This is a genomic window from Mesorhizobium sp. LCM 4577, from assembly GCF_001854795.2.
Classification (GTDB): Bacteria; Pseudomonadota; Alphaproteobacteria; order Rhizobiales; family Rhizobiaceae; genus Mesorhizobium; species Mesorhizobium plurifarium.
Genome location: NZ_MDDU01000012.1, coordinates 65,349 through 87,908, shown reverse-complemented (window position 1 = coordinate 87,908; position 22,560 = coordinate 65,349). Strand labels below are relative to the sequence as shown.

The window sequence follows — 22,560 nt, the reverse complement described above, 5'->3', positions numbered from 1 at the left end:
CGGCGCCTGAAGAAGAGACGAGAAAAGTCTGTAACAGGAGCGAAAAATGAGTGGGAACAGTGACTTCGAATTGAATCGTCGCGCTTTCGTGAAAGGCGGCATGGCAGCCGTGGCGGCTGCGTCCGCCGGCATGCAGCTGGTGTTGACCCCCGGCGCGAAAGCCGCCGGCAAGGTCGTCATCCAGTATGACTGGCTGATGTCCAACGGCCAGATCGGCGATATCGCGGCCGTCGCCAACGGCTATTTCAAGGATGCCGGGCTGGAGGTCGAATTCAGCCCCGGCGGCCCCAACGCTTCGACCGTTCCGCCTGTCATTTCGGGCGCCGCGCAGCTTGGACAGTTCTCGGAAACGCCACAGCTTTATTCGGCCCGCGCCAGCGGCGTGCCGATCAAGATCATCGCCTGCGGCTTCCGCACCGGTCCTTACGCACTGACGTCCAAGCCAGCCAAGCCGATCCGCAGCGTCGCGGACCTGAAGGGCAAGAAGATCGGCATCCAGCCGACGGCGCGCTTTGTCATCGACGAGATCCTGGCTAAGAATGGGGTCGATCCGTCGGAGGTGACCATCGTCAATGTCGGCTTCGACAAGGCGCCGCTGGTTCGCGGCGATGTCGACGCGATCGGCGGCTGGATCACCAACACGCAGGCGCTCAGCGTCGTCGGCGACGACCGCATCGACCTGCTGACGCGCGATCTCGGGCTGAGCTCCTACGCCGATGTCTATTTCGCGACTGACGCGGCAATCGAAAAGGATCCTGAGACGCTGGCGAAATTCATCGGCGCCGTCGGCAAAGGCTGGGGCTGGGTCCACGCCAACCCGCAGGAAGCGGTCAAGAAGATGGTCGCCGCCTATCCCGAAATGGATCTCGGCTGGGAGGAAAAGACAGTCAACCTGGTGCTGAAACTCTCCTTTGACGGCGCCACCGCCAAGGACGGCTGGGGTACGTTCGATCCAGCCTCGATCGAGGAGCAATTGGCGCTGCTCGACAAGGTCGGCCAGTATCCGAACGGTCGCCCAGCGGCCGCCGATGTCTACACCACCAAGATACTCGAACTCTCGGCCGCCGACCGGCCCAAGCTCGACGCGCCCGCCGCGTGATGCCAGACGCGATCGAAGCGCGACAGCTGGATGTCGGCTATGGCGGACGGCGGACGGCCGTCAAAGTGCTCGCCGGCCTCGACCTCACCGTCGCGGCCGGCTCCTTCCTATCGATCCTGGGGCCGTCCGGCTGCGGCAAGTCGACCTTGCTCCGCGTGGTGGCCGACCTGCTCGATCCGCTCGGAGGTACGATCAGCGTGCTTGGCGAAACACCGCACACGGTGCGCTCGCGCCGCGATGTCGGCTTCGTCTTCCAGGATTCGACCCTGCTGCCCTGGCGCACGGTGCGCGATAATGTGCGCCTGCCGCTCGGTGTCGGCCAGGGCAGGCTGACGCGCAAGATCGAGGACCGCAGCGCGGAACTACTGGAATTGATGGGCCTCGGCGGCCTCAGTGAGCGCCTGCCGCATCAGCTCTCCGGTGGCCAACGCCAGCGCGTGGCGATCGCGCGTGCCTTGCTCGGCGAGCCCAAATTGCTGTTGATGGACGAACCCTTCGGCGCACTCGACGAGATCACGCGCGACCGATTGAACGACGAGCTTCTCGCGCTCTGGCGGCGCGCCGGCACGACTATCCTTTTCGTCACGCATTCCATCGCCGAGGCCGCCTATCTCGGCGAACGCGTCATCGTGCTGGCCGCCAATCCGGGACGCGTCGTCAAGGACCTCGACATGCGGCCCTTCAAGCAGGAAGGCAATCGCTGCAAGCGCGAGGATCCGGCGATCGTCGCCGCCATGGCCGATCTGCGCATGGCGCTGGAGCGCGCATCGTGAGACAGGCGCCGCTCTCTCCGCAAATGACCATTGCGCTCCCCGTCCTTGGCGCGGCTTCGATCCTGCTCGCCTGGCAATACTTGCTGCCGCTGCTCGGCGTGCCGGCCTATATCGTGCCGACGCCGACGGCGATATTCGGCGTCTTCCAGAAGAACTTTTCGCTCCTCATCGACAATCTGCGGCCGACCTTGATCGAGGCGCTGGCCGGTTTCGTCATCGGCAATCTGGCTGCCGTGCTGCTGGCCGTGCTCTTCGTCCACAGCCGCGTGCTTCAGGCCGCCTATTTCCCGATCGTGCTGTTCTTCAACACCATTCCGATCCTGGCGCTGTCGCCGATCATCATCCTGATCTTCGGTCTCGGCATGACGCCGAAGATCGTCATCGCCGCGGTGATCTGCTTCTTCCCGACGCTGGTGAACATGATCCGTGGCCTCGATTCGGCCAGCGACAACGAGCACGAGCTGTTCCGGGTGCTGTCGGCGACACGCTCGGAGATTTTCTGGAGCCTGCGCCTGCCGCGCGCGCTGCCGATGCTGTTCTCCTCGCTCAGGATCGCGTCGGCCACCGCCGTCATCGGCGCCATCGTTGGCGAGTGGATCGGCTCGGACAAAGGGCTCGGCGCGCTGATCATCCAGGCGACCTTCAACTACCAGTCCGACCGGCTTTATGCGGCGATCGTGCTGTCGTCGTCGCTGTCGATCGCGCTGTTCTGCCTCGTCGTCCTGATCGAGCGGCGAATCATCAAATACTGAGCAAGACGGCAGCCGCGCCGCGTGCCCACATATCGAGATAGGAACAGCCTCCCGATCAGGCATTCATCGCGCATTTAATCCGCCTGCGGTAGGATGCCGGCGCACAACCAAACCGGGAGACAATTCGTGTTAAAAACTTTTCACGTCTCGATCCGGGCGACGCTGGCCTTGATATGCCTGGCCGGACTGGTCGCCGCGGCGTCCGCCCTTTTCCCCGCCTCCGCCTCGGCGCAGCAGCTGCGGCGATGCGCCAATGAAGGCGGCATATGCCGCTTGCCCTATCCCACCGAAGTGGTCTACGGCGCCCGGGGCCGAACAACCTCGCGGTTTTTCGACCGTCAGGCCGTGCCGTGCTCGAATCGCCTTTTTGGCGACCCCGCTCCCGGCCGCGAGAAGGCCTGTTATTTCGTCGCGCGTGGCGGCGGCTATGGCGATAACGACAATTACGGAGACAATGACTACGGCTCACGCCCGGATCGCGGCGAATGGGTCGCCTGCGCCAGGGAGGGCGAGTTCTGCGATTTCCGCGGCCGCGCGATGGTCAGATACGGCGCACGGGGCCAGTACACGCAGGATGTTTTCAGGAACGGCGTTCGCTGCGGCAACAACGCTTTCGGCGATGATCCCGCCCCGGGCGCTCACAAGCGCTGCTACGTCCGGCAATAGCGGCCTGAACCCGGCTCATGACGGGGTGGCGGCTCTGCAAGGCCGCTGCCCCGTTCTACTTCCTGCTTGTCCAGCGGATTGGTGGGCGATGACGGGCTCGAACCGCCGACATCTTCGGTGTAAACGAAGCGCTCTACCAACTGAGCTAATCGCCCGCTTGAGCGCGGACCTTTAAGCAGTTAGGGCCGCATTCGCAAGGCCAAATGAAGGGATCGCGTGCGCCCTGCAATGCGGATTTCCCCAGGCTCGATGGCGCTGTCAAAAAACCTTCTCCTGATTGCTATAATGCTTGAATGCCGCGCTTGACACCCGCAGGCGAACCCCTTATCCAGCGCCCCAACGACGAACACGACTGACACGTGCTCGTCAGTGCGCGGGTGTAGCTCAGTCGGTTAGAGTGCCGGCCTGTCACGCCGGAGGTCGCGGGTTCGAGCCCCGTCACTCGCGCCATTAGCTTCTTGAAATATTGTATTTTCTGAACTCCCTGCTGACAATCCGACAGCGCCCGCCACCGCGTTGGTCGCCGCCGCTGCCGCCACCTGAGAAAGTCGCAGTGAGGACCCGGGTCCGCGATTGATCTGCTCGCCTAAAGCGTGTCTCCCGAAAGTGGGAACCGGTTTCGGGACAAAGACATGCGCAAAGTCAAAAGCCTAAAGCGCAGGGAGGAATCTGAAAGGTCGCGACGCGCTTTAGGTCAAAAGGGCTTACCCTGCTGCCATTCTTGCCCTGGCCAGACCGAGCTGCCCCTACGGAATAAGGGGCTATATCTTTTCGTTATTCGGACCTATGCCATTGGAAGCGAGGACCTCGGTCGATTGCGGACTTGCTGGCAAATCGACAGTCTGCGCCCGCGCCGGCTGATAAACCCCAAGCCCCCGCCCATCGGTCGGTGCATAGCCCGGCTTGCGAACCTGAAAAACAAAGCAAGCCGGGCTCGCTTGGACCGAAACTTAGTAGCGCCGCATGATCACTAGCATCCTCATAGCATGGCTCATCCTCCAGCCTGCCAGCATCATCGTCGGCAAGTCCATCGCCTTCGGGAGCGAGTGATCGTAATCAGCACCCCGGTAATTGGCGGGAAGAAAAGTCAGCTCGGTCGGCGACGCAACGGCGGGCACATCCCGCCGTCTCGATCTCCCGCCATCACCCGTTCCAGCTGACCAGCCCCAGCAGCCTTTCGCCGAGCGGCGTCAGCTTTGCCGTCTCGGCGTTTCTCTTCTCCCAGCCGCGCGGATCACCCGCAAAGCCGGCGCGCTGCGGCGCCTCGCGCTCGCGCCAGGATCGGATTCGTGCCTCGCGCTCGACGAGATTGCCCTCATCGGCGGGGAACATGGAGATGTACTGCGCCATCCGCACCTTGTCGTCGGACGTGTTCGGCGCCACGCCATGCGCCAGCAGCGAGTTGAAGATCATCAGGTCGCCCGGGAAAAGCTCGAGCTTCTCGATCCTGTCCTCGATTCCCCTCATGTCCGGATGATGCGGATCGCGGTCGGCGGGTTGCGTCTTCACCCACTCGTCGAAATGYTCGAACAGATAGGGCACGCATTGGAAGCCACCTATGTCGCCGCCGTCCTGGTGGACCAGCGAGAGCACACCCTRCACCGAGATCGGCTTGGGCTCGAGCGAGGTATCGGCATCCCAGTGGATGAAGCCGGGAGACGCGCGCTTGCCTTTGTTGGGCGTGTTGAGGTTGGCGCGGTCGATGGCGACCCACAGATCCTCCATGTCCCATATGTCGACGAAAGCGTCGTAGACGCGGCGCGCCATGCGGTTGTCCCACAGGAACTGATGGTTGTAGATCTCGACCATGCCGGCATTGTTGATTTCCTTCAGCGCGTAATCGCGCCGCTGGGTGACGTCCCAGGTCGCCGGATCGCTGGGGTCTTTCTCCTCGAATTGCCAAAGCAGCGCCTTGAGACGCTCGACATTTTCCTGCGGCACCGCATTGCGCACAATAACGAAGCCCCGCTTCTGCCAGTGTGCGAAATCCGCATCTGAAAGCACACGCAGCGGAAGCGTTTTCTTGATTCTGGACAGTTGGGTCGTCGCCCGGCTGGATGTCGGATGATCGTCCTTCGTGATGTCTTTCGCGTGGGCCATCGATTTCCTCCTCGACCTTGTCTTGCCGCACATGAGGCTAACCGAACGACAGGCATGCATGTTGTCCCTGACAGGCCTGAAATGATACTATTCTGGCGTCCATCGTCGTCCTAACGCCGTTCGAGGCGATTTTTTTGGAGGCCGGCCGTGAAGCCATATCTGGAGAAAGTCACCGTCGCCGATGACGCGTCATGGTCGATGGTAAGGGTGCCGCGCGACCCGACCATTCCGTTCGAATGGCACCATCATCCGGAATATGAGCTGACGCTCACGCTGAACTCGCGCGGCCGCCGCTTCATCGGCGACCATGTCGGCGGCTATGACGATGGCGATCTCGTGCTGCTCGGCCCTAATCTGCCGCACACCTGGTCGTCGACGAGCAAGCTCGATGGCGGTAGGCCGCATCTGGTCATGGTCATCTGGTTCCGGCCCGAATGGGCGCGTGCATTGACCGGGCTTCTGACGGAACTGCGGCCGGTTGCCGGCTTGTTGGACCGGTCGGCGCGCGGGCTGAAATTCTCCCAAGGCGCAACGGAGCGCGTCAGGGCGCGGATCGAAGCGATCTTCGACAAGCCGCCCGCGGACCGGCTGCTCGACCTGATCTCGGTGCTGCTGACGCTCGCCGAGGACGACGCGGCCGAGCCGCTTACGGCGCCGTCCCGTTCGCCCCAGTCCACTCTCGCCTCGAGCGGCGCGCGCATAGACCGCGTCCTGGACTATCTGCACGCGCACTACACTGACGATCTCAGGATTGATCACCTCGCGCGCCTCGCCGCGCTCAGCCCGTCGGGTTTTCACCGCATGTTCACGCGGCACACGCGCCTGACCCTGGTCGAATATGTGACGCGGCTGCGCATCGGCGAAGCATGCGCCCTCCTCGCGGAACAAGACAAGCCGATTGCCCACATCGCCGAGCTGGTCGGCTATCGATCRCTGGCCAATTTCGGGCGCCAATTCAAGGCGTTGAAGGGGCTGACGCCGCGCGAATATCGCAACCGCTTTGCCGGCTGATGCCTTTCTCGGAACCATTCCAACCTTGTCCCGTTCAGCCCTCGGGCGAAAAACGGGAGAGATCAGATGGCTGTGAGATGCCGTATTTCCATCGACGATGCCAGGGATGTGGACGAGTTGGCGTTTCAGGAATTGCCGCGCGTYGGCGAAAGCGTTTCGATGCCGGTTGAAGGATCGAACCAAGACCTCAGGGTTCTGCGCGTCGTGCATATGCCCGGCAGCGAGCAAGGCGCGACGACGATGCTGGAGCTGACCAGCAGGATTCTGTAACGCAACATCCGAGATCATTCGCCCAATATGACGCCGGAAGCGATAATCTGGGCCGTCCGCGCGGTGAGCTTCTGGCGCTTCACGAGCGTGGGTTTTTCGTATGGTTTTTTCATCCTGCCGTTCCGGTGTCGCCGACCAGGAGGATGAACGCGCTCGGCTCAGCTGCGTTCCGGGTCAAGAAGCCGCTAATAGACCGCGCGAACCATGAGTTCACGTCTTAACGAGCAGCGCCTCGACCTCCTGCAGCGTCGGCATCGACGGCGCGGTGCCGTGGCGCGTCACCGAAATGCCGGCGACCGCGCAGGCAAAGCGCACGGCCTCGAGTGGCTCGACGCCCTTTGCCAAAGCGGCGGCGAGACCGCCATTGAACGCATCGCCCGCCCCCGTCGTCTCGATCACCGGACCGGCATTGAACGCGTCGACATGTTCGGATCGGTCCTTGGTGTGCAACAGCGCGCCTTTTTCGCCGAGCGTCACGATGACGGCGCCGACACCCTTGGCCAGCAGGGCGTCGGCGGCGCGACGGGCATCGTCGATCGAGGAGACGTTGATGCCGGTCAAACCTTCGGCCTCGGTCTCGTTGGGCGTGACATAGTCGCAGAGCGTATAGATCCGGTCGGGCAGGCTGGCGGMCGGCGCGGGATTGAGGATGGTCGTCACCCCTGCCCCGCGCGCGATTTCCAGCGCCTTCAGGGCCGCATCGATCGGCTGTTCGAGCTGGGTGACGAAGACGCCGGCGGAGCGAATGAGCTCGGCATGCGCCTCGATGTCGGCCGGAGAGATCAGCATTGCCGCGCCCGGACTGACGATGATGGCATTGTTGCCGGTGCCTTCCTCGACGAAGATATAGGCAGCGCCCGTATAGCTGTCCGGCGTGTCGATGACGGCGCTTTTCACGCCCGCGTCCTTCCAGGTCTGTTTGGCCATGTCGGCGAAAGCGTCGACGCCGAGACGCGTCAGGAAGGTGATGTCGGCGCCAAGCTTACCTGCCGCCACCGCCTGGTTCGAGCCCTTGCCGCCCGGTCCGAGCTTGAAGGAATTGCCGAGGATCGTCTCGCCCATCCGCGGCTGGCGATCGGCGCGATACGCCGTGTCGGCGACGAACACGCCCAAAATCACGACAGGCTTCATGACGACGGGCTTGCCGGTGGCCATGTCTTTACTCCGCATCCGGCGGCACGACGCCCTTGCGGAAGGCAAAGCAGCCATAGAAGCGGCGCTCGCCGGTCTGGATCACGCAATAGGCCTTCTTGGAGCGCTCGTAGAAGGCGTAGCGCTCGATCGAGATCATCGGCCAGGGCTTGCCCTCGGCCGCGTCGATCTCCTTCTGCACCTCCTTCTGCACCGGCGGGATTTCGTTCGGCTTGCCGACGATCTCCATACGCGCCGCCGCGTCGTTGACGAAAGTATCCAGCGGCAAGACCGACAGCACCGCCTTCACCACGTCGGCCGCCGTCGCATCGATGCGCAACAGCTTGCCGAGCACGGTCTGCCGCGCCACTGAATCGGACGGGAAATTGGTATCGGCGATGATCAGGTCGTCGCCATGGCCCATCGCCCGCAGCGCCTGGAGCACATCGGCATTGAGCAGCGGATTGATCCCTTTGAGCATGGTTTCCTCTTGAAGGGTTGATGCGGTCTGGAGCAATTCCAGGAAAAGTGTGAGCGGTTTTCCGTCCGGAATTGGGTAAAGTTCTAAAGACGCTTGCCGGTCCCGGCGTCGAAGAGGTGGACCTGGTCGAGGCGCGGCCTGAGCTTGAGCGTGTCGCCCGGCTTGAAGTCGTGGCGCTCGCGAAACAGCGCCACCATCTCGCCCTCGCCGAAACGCACGAAGGCCAGGGTCTCGGAGCCGGTCGGCTCGACCACCGAGACCTTGGACTCGACGCCGTCCGGATGGATCTCCAGATGTTCCGGCCGCACGCCATAGACGACGGCCTGGCCGTCCTCGGCAGCGACACCCGATGGCATCGGGAACGCCGTCCCGGCGATCTCTACAACCGGCTTCTCGGCTTTCTTTACAGTCCCCTTGAGCAAGTTCATCGAAGGCGAACCGATGAAGCCGGCGACGAAAAGGTTCGCCGGCCGATCGAACAGTTCAAGCGGCGCGCCGACCTGCTCGATGCGGCCGTCGCGCATCACGACGATCTTGTCGGCCATGGTCATGGCCTCGATCTGGTCGTGAGTGACGTAGATGGTGGTCGTCTTCAGCCGCTGGTGCAGTTCCTTGATCTCGGTGCGCATCTGCACGCGCAGCTTGGCGTCGAGGTTGGAAAGCGGCTCATCGAACAGGAACACCTGCGGATTGCGCACGATGGCGCGGCCCATGGCGACGCGCTGGCGCTGGCCGCCGGAAAGCTGGCGCGGGTAGCGCTTGAGATAGGGCGCGAGGTCGAGGATGTCGGCGGCGCGCTTGACCCGCTCGGCGACGACGGCCGGATCCGTGCCGCGCAGTTTCAGCGCGAAGGCCATGTTCTGCTCCACCGTCTTGTGCGGATAGAGCGCGTAATTCTGGAACACCATGGCGATGTCGCGCTTCGCCGGCGGCAGGTTGTTGACGACGCGGTCGCCGATCGAGATCGTGCCGCCGGAAACCGTCTCCAGCCCGGCCACCATCCTCAACAGCGTGGACTTGCCGCATCCTGAAGGGCCGACCAGCACGACGAACTGCCCGTCGGCAATATCGACGCTGACCTCATGCAGGACCTTGACGGTTCCGAACGCCTTGGCCACACTGCTGATCGCGACTTGAGCCATCGTCTCCCCTTTATCTTTTGCGGTGAAGCTAGCCATTGCCGGCGGCAACGGCAAGTCGGTATCTTATAGATAAAAAGCCAATCTTGTTGACAAGGTAATCGATTACGCGAATAGTGGCGAGTGCCAATCCGAGAGCAGGCCTGTTACCCTGAGATCGGAGCTCCGGCGACGCAGGGTGGGGTCCCACGTCCCCGTATGATCGAGGAGAACCGAGAGACGTTTCGACGTCCGAGAGATTGGCCACTTCAATTCAATCGCTGTTGTTCTGGGAGGAACCTGTAGATGAGAGTCGACCTGTATGAAAAACTGATGCGCGCCGGCGCGAGCCGCCGCGATGTGCTGAAGGGTGCTGCCTCCATGGCGGCAATCGCCGCCGCCTCCGGCGCCGGACTCGGTGCGCTGACGAGGCCGGCCGCGGCCGATGACAGCCTGCGTGCGAAAATCCTGCAGATCCCAGGCGTCGGCAAGGGCCAGCCGACCGATGCCGACTTCCAGAAGGTCGGTGAGCTCTGCCTCGAAGCGACCAAGGCCAATGTCAAGGAAGGCGAGTTCGCCGGCGTCGAGCTCACCTTCATGGGCCTCAACAACCAGAACCTGCACAACGTGCTGTTCCGCGGCTTCCTGAAGCCGTGGGAGGCCTATACGGGCGCCAAGATCAGCTGGATCGACCTCGCCCAGGCCGACTACAACGCCCGCCTGCAGCAGTCCATCGCAACCAAGACCGTCGACTTCGACATCATCGAGATGGGCGCGCCTTTCGAAGGCGACGTCTGCGGCAAGGGCCTGACCTCCGAGATGCCCGACTGGGTCAAGAAGCAGATCGACTTCGACGACCTCGTCAACTACCTGAAACCGCCGGTCGGCACCTGGGACGGCAAGCAGTATCGCGTGACCATCGACGGCGACACGCACAATTTCAACTACCGCACCGACGTGTTCTCCGACTCCGAGCTGGCGGCGGCGTGGAAAGCCGATGGCGGCGACAAGGCCGGCCTGACGGAATGGGGCGTGCCCAAGACCTGGCAGCAGGTGCAGGCCGTGACCAAGTTCCTCAAGGGCAAGAAATTCAAGGGCCAGGACGTCTACGGCTATCTCGACGCGCCCAAGCCCTGGGGCGGTTTCGGCTTCTATTTCCTCGGCAGCCGCGCCACAGCCTATGCCAAGCATCCCGATGACAAGGCCTGGCTGTTCGATGCCGACACGATGAAGCCCCGCATCAACAATCCGGCCTGGGTGCGCGCCATCCAGGACGTGATCGACGCCTTGCCGTCCGAACCCGCGGACCAGATCAACGCCGATCCGAACACGACCGCCTTCCAGCAGTTCCTGGCCGGCACCGGCTCGATGATCCCCTGGTGGGGCGACGTCGGCTCGAACGTGAAGACCAATGACTCCTCGGTCATCGGCGATGTCACCGGCTTCTCCATCCTGCCGGGTTCCGACGACGTGTACAATTCCAAGACCGGCAAGTGGGACAAGCTCGCCAGCGGCCCGAACTATGCGCCGAACTGCGCCTATCTCGGCTGGGGCGTCTATGTCATGGCCCGCGTCGATTCCGACGAGAAGAAGAAGAAGGCCGCATGGTCGGCCGCCGCCCATCTCGGCGGCAAGGACCTGTCGATCTGGACCGCGATGTATCCGTCGGGCTTCCAGCCGTACCGCAACTCCCATTTCAACATTCCCGAATGGGTGGCGGCAGGCTATGACGAGGCCTTCATCACCTCCTATCTCAAGTCGGAAGGCGACAGCTACAACCATCCGAACGCGGCGATCGAGCCGCGCATCCCCGGCATCTTCCAGTACTACTCGGCCGCCGAGGACATCCTGGCCAACACCTTCGCCGGCAAGATGAAGGCGCAGGAAGGCGCCGACGCCATCGCGGCGGCCTGGGAAAAGCTGACCGACCAGATCGGCCGCGAAAACCAGATCAAGCTCTACAAAGCCTCGCTCGGCATGTAGGCTGTCTCATCAGACGTCGCGGCCCGGTGGCACATCGTCATCGGGCCGCATCTTTACCGGCCCGGCCGGTTTGATGCTTTAAGAGGCGAGAGTGGCTGAGCAGACTTCGACGGCGAATGCGTGGCCGGCAAATCCGGCCGACCTGATCCCGGCAAGCCGCAAGCGCCTCGGCTGGGGCCTGCTGGCCATCGCGACCCTTGGCCTGYTGGGGATCATCATCGTGCAGGTCCTCTACAAGACCGAGATGTCCACGGTCGGTTTCGACACCTGGCGCCCCGTGGTCTATGCCTACATCTTGTGGGGCATCGCRCTCGGCGCCTGGCAGGTGTTGACGCGTGGCGAGGACGGGCAGCGCGCGCTGTTCCTTTTGCCGGCCCTGCTCTTCACCATCGCCATGGTGATCTTCCCGACGCTGTTCGGCTTCTACATCGCCCTGACCGACTGGAACCTCAGTTCCTTCACCGGCCGCCGCTTCAACGGCCTCGACAATTTCTGGCAGATGCTGGCCGACCCCTATTACCGCAATGCGCTGTTCAACATGGTGCTCTATGTGCTTGCGGTGCTGGTCGAATATGTCATCGCCTTCGGCCTGGCGCTGCTGCTCAATGCGCAGATCAAGGCTCGCAAATTCTTCCGCGTCGTCTTTCTTTTGCCGCTGATGCTGTCGCCGGTCGCCGTGTCCTGGATGGTCGGCAAATCGCTGATGGAATACCGGTTCGGACCCGCGGCGACGCTGGCGCGTCATCTCGGCTGGGACAATCCCGCCTTCTTCTCCGACCCGATCACCGCCCGCATCTCGATCATGATGCTCGACGCCTGGACCTTCATCCCGTTCATGATGATCATGCTGCTGGCCGGCCTGCAGGCGATGTCGCGCGAGGTGCTTGAAGCCGCCCGCGTCGACGGCGCGACCGCGTGGCAGACCTTCTGGCAGGTCACCTTCCCGCTGATGCTGCCGGTATCCGTAACGGCCGTGATCCTGCGCATCATCTTCAAGCTGAAGCTCGCCGATATCATTATCACCCTGACCTCCGGCGGCCCCGGCGGCGCCACCGATTCCGTGTCGAGCTTCATCTATCGCGAGTATCGCGACCGCTCGAATGTCGGCTATGGCACCATGTTGGCCATGGCCTATCTGATCATCATCGTCGTGTTCGTGACCTGGCTGTTGAAAGTCGCCAGTCGCTTCGTGCGCAACGTCAACTGAGCGGCATCATGAGCGTCCAGACCACCGACTACACCGTTTCCGATATCCGCTCGCCGGCCGCCTTCATCACCAGCCGCGTCTTCATCTACGGCGCGCTTGTCTTCTGGGCATTCGTGTGCCTGTTCCCGATCTACTGGACGATCACCACCTCGTTCAAATCGGCGGTCGACGTCACGCAAGGCCATCTCATTCCCTTCGTCGACTTTACGCCCGACTGGAAGGGCTGGCGTTCGCTCGGCCTGTCGCCGGATTCGATCTTCCAGACATCGACCGTGCGCGACGAATTCCTCAAACGCTTCATGAACTCCGTCATCACCTCGGTCGGCGCATCGAGCCTCGCCATCATCATCGRCAGCCTCGCCGCCTATGGCCTCGTTCGCTACCGCTACAAATTCGCCTGGTTCAAGAACGAGGACATCTCCTTCTTCTTCCTGTCGCAACTGATCCTGCCGCCGGTCGTGCTGGCGCTGCCTTTCCTGGTGCTCTACCGGGAAGTGGCCCTCCTCGACACGCGTATCGGGCTCGTGCTCCTCTATACGCTGATGGTGCTGCCGATCGTGATCTGGATCATGCGCGACCAGTTCAACTCCATTCCCGTCGAATTGGAGGAGGCGGCTTTGGTCGACGGGCTGTCGATCTGGGGCGCCTTTTTCCGCATCGTCATGCCGATCGCGCTGCCAGGCATGGTCGCCGCCTTCATCCTGGCGATGGTGCTGTGCTGGAACGAGTATTTCTTCGCTGCGCTCCTGACCTCGACCGATGCGAAAACCATCCCCGTCATGGTGGCGAGCCAGACCGGCTCGCAAGGCATCAACTGGTGGTCGATGGCAGCCCTCGCCACCGCCGCGATCGCGCCGCTGGCGATCATCGGCATCGCGCTCGAGCGCTACCTGATCATGGGCATGACGGCCGGCTCGGTGAAGTAGCTGGACCTCTCCTTCTCCCCTTGTGGGAGAAGGTGGATCGGCGCGTTAGCGCCGAGACGGATGAGGGGTGTTCCAGCGGAGTGAGGCGTCGGCGTTCCCTGGAAGAGGGTGCTAGGCCTGCAATATCGCCCTTAAATGATCGAGGATCATCGCGACGCCGATCTTGCCGAGGCCCGCCGAGGCCTCCGCCGCGTCTTTCGTGTACCAGCCGGTGTTGTCGGCGAAATGCTTCTCGTCCACGGCCTCGGGGCACAGCGCCAGCATCAGCGAGGTTTCGCCTTTGCCGGCATGGTCGAACGGATATTTGCCGTTCATCGCGGCCGGCATCAGCGGGTGCACCTGCACCCAGTTGAAGACATTCTCGCCCTGCGCATGGCCGGCATAGTAATCGGCCATGCTGTTCGATCCCCACCAGCCCTCGCCGCGCTCCTTCTCCAGAAAGCGGAAGATCGCCTGCCGGCCGGCGGTCTTGAAGGCGAGATCGGTCGGCATGCCGGCCACGAAATTCTCGGTCTGGTGGTGGATGATGGCGTGGATATTGCGGAAGCCGATGCGCAGCAGGCCGTAGAACAATTCCTCCGCGAAGGGCGAAAGCACCGGACCGCCGACCTGCACCGAGCCGCTGCCTTCCGGCGGAGCCACCGCATAGCTTGCCGCGCCGTAATAGAAGGGCGGCAGGATGACGATATCCCTCTCCTTCTCGATCAGCTCCACCGTCTTGATGACCGCCAGCGTGTCCATGCCGACCGCCATGTGCTCGCCATGGTATTCGAGCACGCCGAGCGGCAGCACGACCGGCCAGTTCTCCTCGATCGCCTTGCGGATCTGGTGCGGCAGCATCAGCTCGTAGCGCATCCCCTACTCCATATTGGTGTGCCTGGCGCGCATCGCCTCCGGCGTGGCTTTTGTAAGCGCCTTGAGCTTCAGCACCATGATCTCGAACAAGAGGAACAGCGCGCCCTCGAACAGCGAGCCCATCGGCAGCACCGAGGTCCTTGCCGCGCCCTGGTCGCTGGCCATCGTCTGCGCCGGGATGAGCAGGGTGAAGTCGGCGAGCTTGACGGCGCTGGCTGCCGGCTCCGCCGTCAAGAGCAGCACCTTAGCGCCAGCCGCGCGGGCAACCCGCATCAAGGTCAGCACCGTGGTGGTCTCGCCCGGCCCTGAACTCGCGAGGAAGACGTCTCCCTGCCCCAGCGGCGGCGTGGTCATGTCGCCGACGACCGACACCGGCAGGCCGAGATGATAAAGCCGCATGGCGAAGCCCTTCAGCTGCAGCGCCTCGCGGCCGCAGCCATAGACGGCGATCCTGCCGGCGCCGGCCAGCATTGCACAGGCGGCATCGATCCGCGCTTCATCCGTGCGCGCCAGAACCGCGCCGAGCTCGTCCAGCGCGGTCGCGAACATGCCGGATCCGGCTTTGGTCATGACGGTTCACCCCTGTCTGCGCGATATCGCTTGTCTCTACGGATTTGGCGCCTCGCCGGCCGCGAACGGCTTGTTTTTGTTCATGCTATCATTGCGAAAATCGCTGTCCAACGAGCCTCGGCACTTTTGCTGGGCCACGGGCGTGATAGTGTCATGTCAGACAAATCACTCCGGGACATCGTCAGACATGAAGACACGGCATTTCGACCGCATCGGCAATGGCGGCATCACCTTCACCGAGCTCGGCTTCGGCACCGCGCCGCTCGGCAATCTCTACCGCGCCGTCTCCGACGAGGACGCCAACGCCACCTTGGAAGCGGCATGGGCGACCGGCTGCCGTTACTATGATACGGCGCCGCTTTACGGCCTTGGCCTGTCGGAAACCCGCCTCAACCCCTTCCTGCGCGCCAGAAAGCGCGACGACTATGTGCTGTCGAGTAAAGTCGGCCGCATCATGCGCGTCGCCCCRCCCGACCAGCGCACCGGCATCGGCAAGTTCTTCGAGACGCCGTCGCGCCGGGAAGTCTACGACTACTCCTACGACGGCGTCATGYGCTCCTTCGAGGCCTCGCTGGAGCGCCTGGGCGTCGACCGCATCGACATCCTCTTCGTCCACGACGTCGACATCTTCACCCATGGCAGCAAGGAAGCCTCCGACGCCCGCATCGAGGAGTTCATGTCGTCCGGCTATTACGGCCTGCTGTCGCTGCGCGACCAGGGCGTGATCAAGGCCTTCGGCGGTGGCATCAACGAGTGGCAGGTTGCCCAGACGCTCGCCGAGCGCGGCGACTTCGACCTGTTCCTGCTGRCCGGCCGCTACACGCTGCTTGAGCAGGAAGCGCTTCAATCCTTCCTGCCGCTCTGCCAGAAGCGCGGCATCGGCATCGTGCTGGGCGGCCCCTACAATTCCGGCGTGCTGGCCACCGGGCCGAAGCCCCGCGCCTTCTACAACTACAGCGAAGCGCCGAAGGAGATCCTCGACCGCGTGGCGCGTATCGAAGCCGTCTGCAAGCGCCACAATGTGCGGCTGATCGAGGCGGCGCTGCAATTCCCGCTGCAGCACCCTTCGGTGATGTCGGTGATCCCCGGCGGCCAGCGGCCGGCCGAAGTCGAAAGCAACCGCGCGCTGCTCGACACCAAGATACCGGCGGCGCTCTGGGCGGATCTGAAACAGGAAGGCCTGATGCGCGCGGACGCGCCGACAGCCTGAGCAATTCCAGGAAAAGTGCGGGTTCGATCGCCGCAAAAAGAAAAGCCGGGCAAGCCCGGCTTTTCTGCACTTAAAGAAAAAGGTCTTAGTTGACCGCGTCCTTGAGGCCCTTGCCGGCCGAGAACTTCGGCACGGTGCGCGCCGGAATCTTCACTTCCGCGCCGGTCTGCGGATTGCGGCCGGTCGAAGCAGCGCGTTTTGACACGGTGAAATTTCCGAAGCCGACAAGCCGGACATCGCCGCCCTTCTTCAGTTCGCCTGTGATCACGGAGAACACCGCATCGACGGCAGACTGCGCATCAGCCTTCGAAATGCTTGCGGCATCGGCGACAGCGGACACCAGTTCGTTCTTGTTCATCAAAATTCCCTTCCATGAGAAAACCGGAACTTACGACTCATCCGGCAGGAAACGGACTTTAGAAAGAAGCGATCCGGAACCCAAGCCAAAAACCGCGGAATTCCGGGCTTTTTTGAATTTTTTCGTGGCTTTTTCACATGAAAAAGCCGGGCTCGAAGCCCGGCTCTCTCATTGTGCACTGCAACTTTAACTTTTGTTAGTGCGCGAGCGACTTTCCGGCATCGTCGCCGGTGTCGACCGGAGCCGGCGCATTGACCGGTTCGACCCACTCGATCGGCTCCGGCATCCGCGTCAGCGCGTGCGCGAGCACCTCGCCGACCCGCGAGACGGGGACGATCTCCATGCCGTTCTTCACGTTGTCCGGAATGTCCGCCAGATCCTTGACGTTCTCTTCCGGGATCAGGACCTTCTTGATGCCGCCGCGCAGCGCCGCGAGCAGCTTCTCCTTCAGGCCGCCGATCGGCAGGATACGGCCACGCAGCGTGATCTCGCCCGTCATCGCCACATCGGCCCGGACCGGGATACCCGTCAGCACCGACACGATAGCCGTGGCCATGGCGGCACCGGCGGACGGGCCATCCTTGGGAGTCGCGCCTTCCGGCAAGTGGACATGGATGTCGCGCTTGTCGAACAGCGGCGGCTCGATGCCGAAATCGAGCGCCCGGGAGCGGACGTAAGAAGCCGCCGCCGAGATCGATTCCTTCATCACGTCCCGCAGATTGCCGGTCACCGTCATGCGGCCCTTGCCGGGCATCATGACGCCTTCGATCGTCAGCAGCTCGCCGCCGACTTCCGTCCAGGCAAGCCCCGTGACCACGCCGACCTGATCGTCGGCCTCGACCTGGCCGAAGCGGAAGCGCGGCACGCCGAGATAATCGGCAAGGTTGTCCGCCGTTATCTTCACCGTCTTCTTCTTCGTCCGCAGGATCTCGGTCACCGCCTTGCGCCCGAGCTTCATCAGCTCGCGTTCCAGGCTGCGCACGCCGGCTTCCCGCGTGTAGGTCTGGATGATGCCGCGGATCGCGTCCTCGCCGACCGAGAACTCGTTCGGCTGCAGGGCATGGTCGCGGATCACCTTGGGCATCAGGTGACGCTTGGCGATCTCGATCTTCTCGTCCTCGGTGTAACCGGCGATACGGATGATCTCCATGCGGTCCATCAGGGGCGCAGGGATGTTCAGCGTGTTCGCCGTCGTCACGAACATCACGCTCGACAGGTCGTATTCGACCTCGAGGTAATGGTCCATGAACGTCGAGTTCTGCTCCGGATCGAGCACCTCGAGCAGGGCCGATGACGGATCGCCGCGGAAGTCCTGGCCCATCTTGTCGATCTCGTCGAGCAGGAAGAGCGGATTGGACTTCTTGGCCTTCTTCATCGACTGGATGACCTTGCCGGGCATCGAGCCGATATAGGTCCGCCGATGGCCACGGATCTCGGCCTCGTCACGCACGCCGCCGAGCGCCATGCGGATGAACTCGCGGCCGGTCGCCTTGGCGATCGACTTGCCGAGCGAGGTCTTGCCGACGCCGGGCGGGCCGACGAGGCACAGGATCGGCCCCTTGATCTTCTTCTGGCGGCTCTGCACGGCGAGATACTCGACGATGCGCTCCTTGACCTTGTCGAGGCCGAAATGGTCGGCGTCGAGCACGTCCTGCGCATAGTTCAGGTCCTGCTTGACCTTGGAGTTCTTGCCCCACGGGATCGACAGCAGCCAGTCGAGATAATTGCGCACCACCGTCGATTCAGCCGACATCGGCGACATAGAGCGCAGCTTCTTCAATTCGGCTTCCGCCTTCTCGCGGGCCTCCTTGGAGAGCTTGGTCTTCTTGATGCGCGCCTCGATCTCGGCGGCCTCGTCGCGGCCGTCCTCGCCCTCGCCGAGCTCCTTCTGGATCGCCTTCATCTGCTCGTTGAGGTAGTACTCGCGCTGCGTCTTCTCCATCTGGCGCTTGACGCGCGAGYGGATGCGCTTTTCCACCTGGAGCACGGAGATTTCGGCCTCCATGAAGCCCATCGCCTTCTCGAGCCGTTCCTTGACGGAAAGCGTGGCGAGCATCTCCTGCTTTTCGGGGATCTTGATGGCGAGATGCGAGGCAACCGTATCGGCGAGTTTGGAATAGTCGTCGATCTGGCTGGCCGCGCCCACCACTTCGGGCGAGATCTTCTTGTTCAGCTTGACGTAATTCTCGAAGTCGGTGACGACCGAGCGGGCAAGCGCCTCGATCTCGACCTCTTCCTCTTCCGGCTCCGCAAGCGCGGTGGCGCGGGCCTCATGGAAGTCGGGGCGATCGGTGAACGAGACGATCTTGGCGCGCGAGGCGCCCTCGACCAGAACCTTCACGGTGCCGTCGGGCAGCTTCAAAAGCTGCAGCACATTGGCGAGCGTACCGATGTCGAAAATCGCATCGGGCTCAGGATCGTCGTCGGCTGCATTCATCTGGGTGGCGAGCAGGATCTGCTTTTCCTGACCCATCACCTCTTCCAGCGCCTTGATCGACTTTTCACGGCCCACGAAGAGCGGAACGATCATATGCGGGAACACGACGATATCGCGCAGTGGGAGGACTGCGAAAACGCCGTCGCCGGAAGCCTTGGATATCTTGGCCATTGTCCAACCTTTCATGTCGCGGCCGCTTATTTTAGCCAACCGCGAATCTCATATTAACGACCGAGTGTCGTTCCGCCTACCACCGTTTGTGACGGGAGTTTTACAGCACAGAATTCGGCGCCTCGGCCTTCTGCTGTTAGGTGGATGCAGCCGGGGCAAAGATCAAGGGTTAGCATGGTCGCTCGAGCCGTTCCATCGCCCGCCTCCCCGCCTTTGACAACAAAACGGCGCCACGCGGGCGCCGTTCCGTGAAAATTGACAGGTCCAGTGCCATTTCAGGCGCTGACATTGCCCTTCTTTTCCTTCTGCTCGGAGTAGATGTAGAGCGGCCGGGCGTTGCCGGACACCACCTCTTCCGAAATCACCACCTCGCGCACGCCTTCCAGCGCCGGCAACTCGAACATGGTGTCGAGCAGGATCGCTTCCATGATCGAGCGCAGGCCGCGCGCGCCGGTCTTGCGTTCGATGGCGCGCTTGGCGATCGCCGACAGCGCGTTCTCGTGGAACGTCAGATCGACATTTTCCATCTCGAACAGCCGCTGATACTGCTTGACCAGCGCGTTCTTCGGCTCGGTCAGGATCTGGATCAGCGCCGGCTCGTCGAGATCTTCCAGCGTCGCCAGAACCGGCAGACGACCGACGAATTCCGGGATAAGGCCGAATTTCAACAGATCCTCGGGCTCGACCTGGCGGAAGAGATCGCCGGTGCGCCGATCCTCAGGCGAGGCCACGGTCGCGCCGAAGCCGATCGAGGTCTTGCGGCCGCGGTCCGAGATGATCTTGTCCAGGCCCGCGAAGGCGCCGCCGCAGATGAACAGGATGTTGGCGGTGTCGACCTGCAGGAACTCCTGCTGCGGATGCTTGCGGCCGCCCTGCGGCGGCACCGAGGCGACCGTGCCTTCCATGATCTTGAGCAGCGCCTGCTGCACGCCCTCGCCCGACACGTCGCGGGTGATCGAGGGATTGTCCGACTTGCGCGAGATCTTGTCGATTTCGTCGATATAGACGATGCCGCGCTGGGCGCGCTCGACATTGTAGTCGGCCGACTGCAACAGCTTCAGGATGATGTTCTCGACGTCCTCGCCGACATAGCCGGCCTCGGTCAGCGTCGTGGCGTCGGCCATGGTGAACGGCACGTCGATGATGCGGGCGAGCGTCTGGGCCAGCAGCGTCTTGCCGCAGCCGGTCGGGCCGATCAGCAGGATGTTCGACTTCGCCAACTCGACGTCGTTGTTCTTGCCGGCATGCGCCAGGCGCTTGTAGTGGTTGTGGACGGCCACCGACAGCACGCGCTTGGCGTAGGGCTGGCCGATGACGTAATCGTCGAGGACCTTGAGGATCTCCTGCGGGGTCGGCACGCCCTCGCGCGACTTCACCATCGAGGTCTTGTTCTCCTCGCGGATGATGTCCATGCACAGTTCGACGCATTCGTCGCAGATGAAGACCGTCGGTCCGGCGATCAGCTTGCGGACTTCGTGCTGGCTCTTGCCGCAAAACGAGCAGTAAAGCGTGTTCTTTGAATCACCGCCGCCGTTGCTGACCTTGCTCATTTTTCTGTCCTTTCACCAACGCCCGCCGATCGCCTGGCTTCGAGTGACGTCTCACCAATCTATCGCGGGAATCCGCCACCGCCAGTGTCCCGGCTCACACAGCGCATTCCTTACGAAACACAATTCAGAAAACGCGGCAATGATTCGCAGCAACCCCACGCAAAGCTAAGCCGTCGAAAATCAACATAGCCTTAACGTAGGCAATCCCAACGCCTGAGGGAACAGCCAATTGTGGCCGAAATGCCGCAAGACGCGCCAAAACCGCGTTATGCTGTCATTTGCCGCCGATGTCAGGCTGAAGCCGTGGTTGCCTCGGCGGCCTCGCGGCTCGATATGACCTTGTCGATCAGGCCGAAGTCCCTGGCCTCGTCCGCGGTCATGAAGTGGTCGCGGTCGAGCGTCCTCTCGATCTCTTCATAGCTCTTGCCGGTGTGCTTGACATAGACCTCGTTCAAGCGGCGCTTCAGCTTGATGATGTCCTGCGCATGACGTTCGATGTCCGAGGCCTGACCCTGGAAGCCGCCCGACGGCTGGTGGACCATGATCCGGGCGTTCGGCGTGGCGAAACGCATGTCCTTGTGGCCCGCGGTCAGAAGCAGCGAACCCATCGACGCGGCCTGGCCGATGCAGAGCGTCGACACCGCCGGCTTGATGAACTGCATCGTGTCGTAGATCGCCATGCCCGACGTGACGACGCCGCCCGGCGAATTGATGTAGAGGTTGATTTCCTTCTTGGGGTTCTCGGCTTCGAGGAACAAAAGCTGTGCACAAACCAGCGTCGCCATCCCATCCTCGACCGGACCGGTAATGAAGATGATGCGTTCCTTCAAGAGGCGCGAGAAGATGTCGTAGGCGCGCTCGCCGCGATTGGTCTGCTCGACCACCATCGGAACGAGGTTCATGTAGGTTTCAACGGGGTTCTTCATGGACTACCCTTGTTGGAGATGGATTCCGGCACCTTGGCATTATCGGCAATCGCGCGGAATCGTTCTGGATCGGTTACGACCTAAATAGGATGCCGGCTCACCCTAGCGCAAGGCCGCCTCTCCTAGCCATCTGGTTAAGTCGAGTAAAGCGCTGCGGCGCCGGCGAAGCCCAGGCGGATTGGCCCTGTGAGGCGGGCTCGGTCCGGTTGGCCGAACCGAAGCCACTGGCAAGGTAGCAATTCCTTAACCGCGCCGCTTAACGAAAAGCCTCGAAATCGCTGTCGGCTCCCGGACCTTCCGCTACAGTCCTGCGTTGTGAAGGCGTCCTTTTTCAACGGGGGAATGTCATGATCCGCAAAAGCTCCGCATCGCTGGCGGCCGTCGCGATGCTTGCCAGCGTCTCAGGAACCGCCGCCGGCAGCCGCGCGCTCGAATGCTATGAGCCGATCCATAGGCCGGCGCTTTACGACACCGTCTACGAGGATGTGATGCTGAACCCCGGCGGGCAGGTGGTCGATTACGACGCGCCGATCTACGGCACATATCAGGGCGTGGAGCAGATCGCACCGCCGCGCGTCACCTACGAGACTGTGCCTGCGGTGACACGCACGGTCTACCACACGGTCAAGGTCGACGATGGCGGCTATGCCTGGGAATGGCGCGTCATCCATGGCCGCAAGGTGCTGTGCAAAGTATGGCGCAAGGCCCGCTATGCGCGCGTGGCGGAAAGGGTAGTAGTCCAGCCGGAGCGCGTCCGGCGCGTGGTCCTGCCGGCGGAATATGAAGCGGTTGCCCACGAAGTGCTGGTGCGGCCGCAGCAGGTACGCATCCGGCAAATCCCGCCCTCATACGGGACAGTGGCGCGCCGGGTTGTAGTGAGGGAAGGTTCGACAAGCTGGCGGCGGGTGCATATCCCGCGGCATTGCCCGGATTAATGCAATTCCAGGAAAAGTGCTTCGCGGTTTT

The 22,560-nt window shown here is 62.7% G+C and carries 21 protein-coding genes and 2 tRNA genes; 12 read left to right on the top strand and 11 right to left on the bottom strand.

Annotated features, from left to right (window positions below; genetic code table 11):
• Positions 1-46: 46 nt before the first annotated feature.
• The 4 genes from LCM4577_RS14965 (at position 47) to LCM4577_RS14950 (ending at position 3,290) form a co-directional block, all read left to right on the top strand.
• A complete protein-coding gene (locus tag LCM4577_RS14965) occupies positions 47-1,099 on the top strand; it encodes an ABC transporter substrate-binding protein (protein ID WP_198540312.1) in 1,053 nt (350 codons plus the stop codon).
• A complete protein-coding gene (locus LCM4577_RS14960; RefSeq protein WP_071035248.1) occupies positions 1,099-1,872 on the top strand; it encodes an ABC transporter ATP-binding protein in 774 nt (257 codons plus the stop codon). Before LCM4577_RS14965 ends, LCM4577_RS14960 begins: the two co-directional genes overlap by 1 nt.
• Complete coding sequence (locus LCM4577_RS14955; protein WP_040981339.1) at positions 1,869-2,624, top strand: ABC transporter permease; 756 nt, start codon at positions 1,869-1,871, stop codon at positions 2,622-2,624. The genes LCM4577_RS14960 and LCM4577_RS14955 overlap by 4 nt, the downstream gene beginning before the upstream one ends.
• A 93-nt stretch (positions 2,625-2,717) precedes the next feature.
• Positions 2,718-3,290, top strand: a complete 573-nt coding sequence (locus LCM4577_RS14950) for a hypothetical protein (RefSeq protein ID WP_052457692.1) — start codon at positions 2,718-2,720, stop codon at positions 3,288-3,290.
• 79 nt (positions 3,291-3,369) lie between these two features.
• Here the strand turns inward: LCM4577_RS14950 and LCM4577_RS14945 are convergent.
• Positions 3,370-3,445 (bottom strand) — tRNA-Val (locus LCM4577_RS14945).
• Between the two features lie 218 nt (positions 3,446-3,663).
• Here LCM4577_RS14945 and LCM4577_RS14940 point away from each other — a divergent pair.
• Positions 3,664-3,740, top strand: a tRNA-Asp gene (locus LCM4577_RS14940).
• A 693-nt stretch (positions 3,741-4,433) separates the two neighbouring features.
• On the opposite strand, the gene LCM4577_RS14935 is transcribed toward LCM4577_RS14940, so the two are convergent.
• Entirely contained in the window at positions 4,434-5,390 is a 957-nt protein-coding gene (locus LCM4577_RS14935; protein WP_071071970.1) for a phytanoyl-CoA dioxygenase family protein, read from the bottom strand.
• A 147-nt stretch (positions 5,391-5,537) separates the two neighbouring features.
• On the opposite strand from LCM4577_RS14935, the gene LCM4577_RS14930 reads away from it, so the two are divergent.
• Together LCM4577_RS14930 and LCM4577_RS14925 are read left to right on the top strand one after the other, a co-directional pair.
• A complete protein-coding gene (locus LCM4577_RS14930) occupies positions 5,538-6,401 on the top strand; it encodes an AraC family transcriptional regulator (protein WP_041007110.1) in 864 nt (287 codons plus the stop codon).
• 66 nt (positions 6,402-6,467) lie between these two features.
• Positions 6,468-6,671, top strand: a complete 204-nt coding sequence (locus LCM4577_RS14925) for a hypothetical protein (RefSeq protein ID WP_041007112.1) — start codon at positions 6,468-6,470, stop codon at positions 6,669-6,671.
• 210 nt (positions 6,672-6,881) lie between these two features.
• Here the strand turns inward: LCM4577_RS14925 and rbsK are convergent, their stop codons facing one another.
• The 3 genes from rbsK to LCM4577_RS14910 form a co-directional block, all read right to left on the bottom strand.
• A complete protein-coding gene (gene rbsK / locus LCM4577_RS14920) occupies positions 6,882-7,826 on the bottom strand; it encodes a ribokinase (protein ID WP_071071969.1) in 945 nt (314 codons plus the stop codon).
• Between the two features lie 4 nt (positions 7,827-7,830).
• Positions 7,831-8,283 (bottom strand): RbsD/FucU family protein, encoded by a 453-nt coding sequence (locus LCM4577_RS14915; protein WP_040981349.1) that lies wholly within the window; start codon positions 8,281-8,283, stop codon positions 7,831-7,833.
• Positions 8,284-8,366: 83 nt separating this feature from the next.
• Positions 8,367-9,425, bottom strand: coding sequence for an ABC transporter ATP-binding protein (locus LCM4577_RS14910; RefSeq protein WP_071071967.1), 1,059 nt, complete (start codon positions 9,423-9,425; stop codon positions 8,367-8,369).
• A gap of 282 nt (positions 9,426-9,707) precedes the next feature.
• Between LCM4577_RS14910 and LCM4577_RS14905 the strand changes: the two genes are divergently transcribed.
• The 3 genes from LCM4577_RS14905 (at position 9,708) to LCM4577_RS14895 (ending at position 13,517) form a co-directional block, all read left to right on the top strand.
• Positions 9,708-11,384: an ABC transporter substrate-binding protein gene (locus LCM4577_RS14905; protein ID WP_071071965.1), complete on the top strand. Its 1,677-nt coding sequence runs from the start codon at positions 9,708-9,710 to the stop codon at positions 11,382-11,384.
• 91 nt (positions 11,385-11,475) lie between these two features.
• Positions 11,476-12,591: a carbohydrate ABC transporter permease gene (locus tag LCM4577_RS14900; protein ID WP_071071964.1), complete on the top strand. Its 1,116-nt coding sequence runs from the start codon at positions 11,476-11,478 to the stop codon at positions 12,589-12,591.
• 8 nt (positions 12,592-12,599) lie between these two features.
• Positions 12,600-13,517 carry a carbohydrate ABC transporter permease gene (locus tag LCM4577_RS14895; protein ID WP_071071962.1) on the top strand — a complete coding sequence of 306 codons (918 nt, stop codon included), beginning with the start codon at positions 12,600-12,602 and terminating at the stop codon, positions 13,515-13,517.
• Positions 13,518-13,628: 111 nt separating this feature from the next.
• Here LCM4577_RS14895 and LCM4577_RS14890 read toward each other — a convergent pair whose 3' ends face one another.
• Positions 13,629-14,372, bottom strand: a complete 744-nt coding sequence (locus LCM4577_RS14890) for a creatininase family protein (protein ID WP_071034861.1) — start codon at positions 14,370-14,372, stop codon at positions 13,629-13,631.
• Between the two features lie 3 nt (positions 14,373-14,375).
• The gene (locus LCM4577_RS14885) at positions 14,376-14,942 is read right to left on the bottom strand and encodes an SIS domain-containing protein (RefSeq protein ID WP_040981363.1); all 567 of its coding nucleotides are present in this window, start codon (positions 14,940-14,942) and stop codon (positions 14,376-14,378) included.
• Between the two features lie 187 nt (positions 14,943-15,129).
• Here LCM4577_RS14885 and LCM4577_RS14880 point away from each other — a divergent pair, with 187 nt between their 5' ends.
• On the top strand, positions 15,130-16,152 hold the full coding sequence (locus tag LCM4577_RS14880; RefSeq protein WP_071071960.1) for an aldo/keto reductase: 1,023 nt from the start codon (positions 15,130-15,132) through the stop codon (positions 16,150-16,152).
• Positions 16,153-16,237: 85 nt separating this feature from the next.
• Here the strand turns inward: LCM4577_RS14880 and hupB are convergent, their stop codons facing one another.
• The 4 genes from hupB to clpP all read right to left on the bottom strand — a co-directional run bounded on the left by hupB (position 16,238) and on the right by clpP (position 21,594).
• On the bottom strand, positions 16,238-16,510 hold the full coding sequence (gene hupB, locus LCM4577_RS14875) for a DNA-binding protein HupB (RefSeq protein WP_040969493.1): 273 nt from the start codon (positions 16,508-16,510) through the stop codon (positions 16,238-16,240).
• A gap of 196 nt (positions 16,511-16,706) precedes the next feature.
• On the bottom strand, positions 16,707-19,118 hold the full coding sequence (gene lon / locus LCM4577_RS14870) for an endopeptidase La (RefSeq protein WP_071071958.1): 2,412 nt from the start codon (positions 19,116-19,118) through the stop codon (positions 16,707-16,709).
• A gap of 275 nt (positions 19,119-19,393) precedes the next feature.
• Complete coding sequence (gene clpX, locus LCM4577_RS14865) at positions 19,394-20,668, bottom strand: ATP-dependent Clp protease ATP-binding subunit ClpX (RefSeq protein WP_040981372.1); 1,275 nt, start codon at positions 20,666-20,668, stop codon at positions 19,394-19,396.
• A gap of 290 nt (positions 20,669-20,958) precedes the next feature.
• Entirely contained in the window at positions 20,959-21,594 is a 636-nt protein-coding gene (gene clpP, locus LCM4577_RS14860) for an ATP-dependent Clp endopeptidase proteolytic subunit ClpP (RefSeq protein ID WP_071071957.1), read from the bottom strand.
• A 347-nt stretch (positions 21,595-21,941) separates the two neighbouring features.
• On the opposite strand from clpP, the gene LCM4577_RS14855 reads away from it, so the two are divergent.
• Positions 21,942-22,529 (top strand): hypothetical protein, encoded by a 588-nt coding sequence (locus LCM4577_RS14855; RefSeq protein WP_071071955.1) that lies wholly within the window; start codon positions 21,942-21,944, stop codon positions 22,527-22,529.
• Positions 22,530-22,560 lie beyond the last annotated feature (31 nt).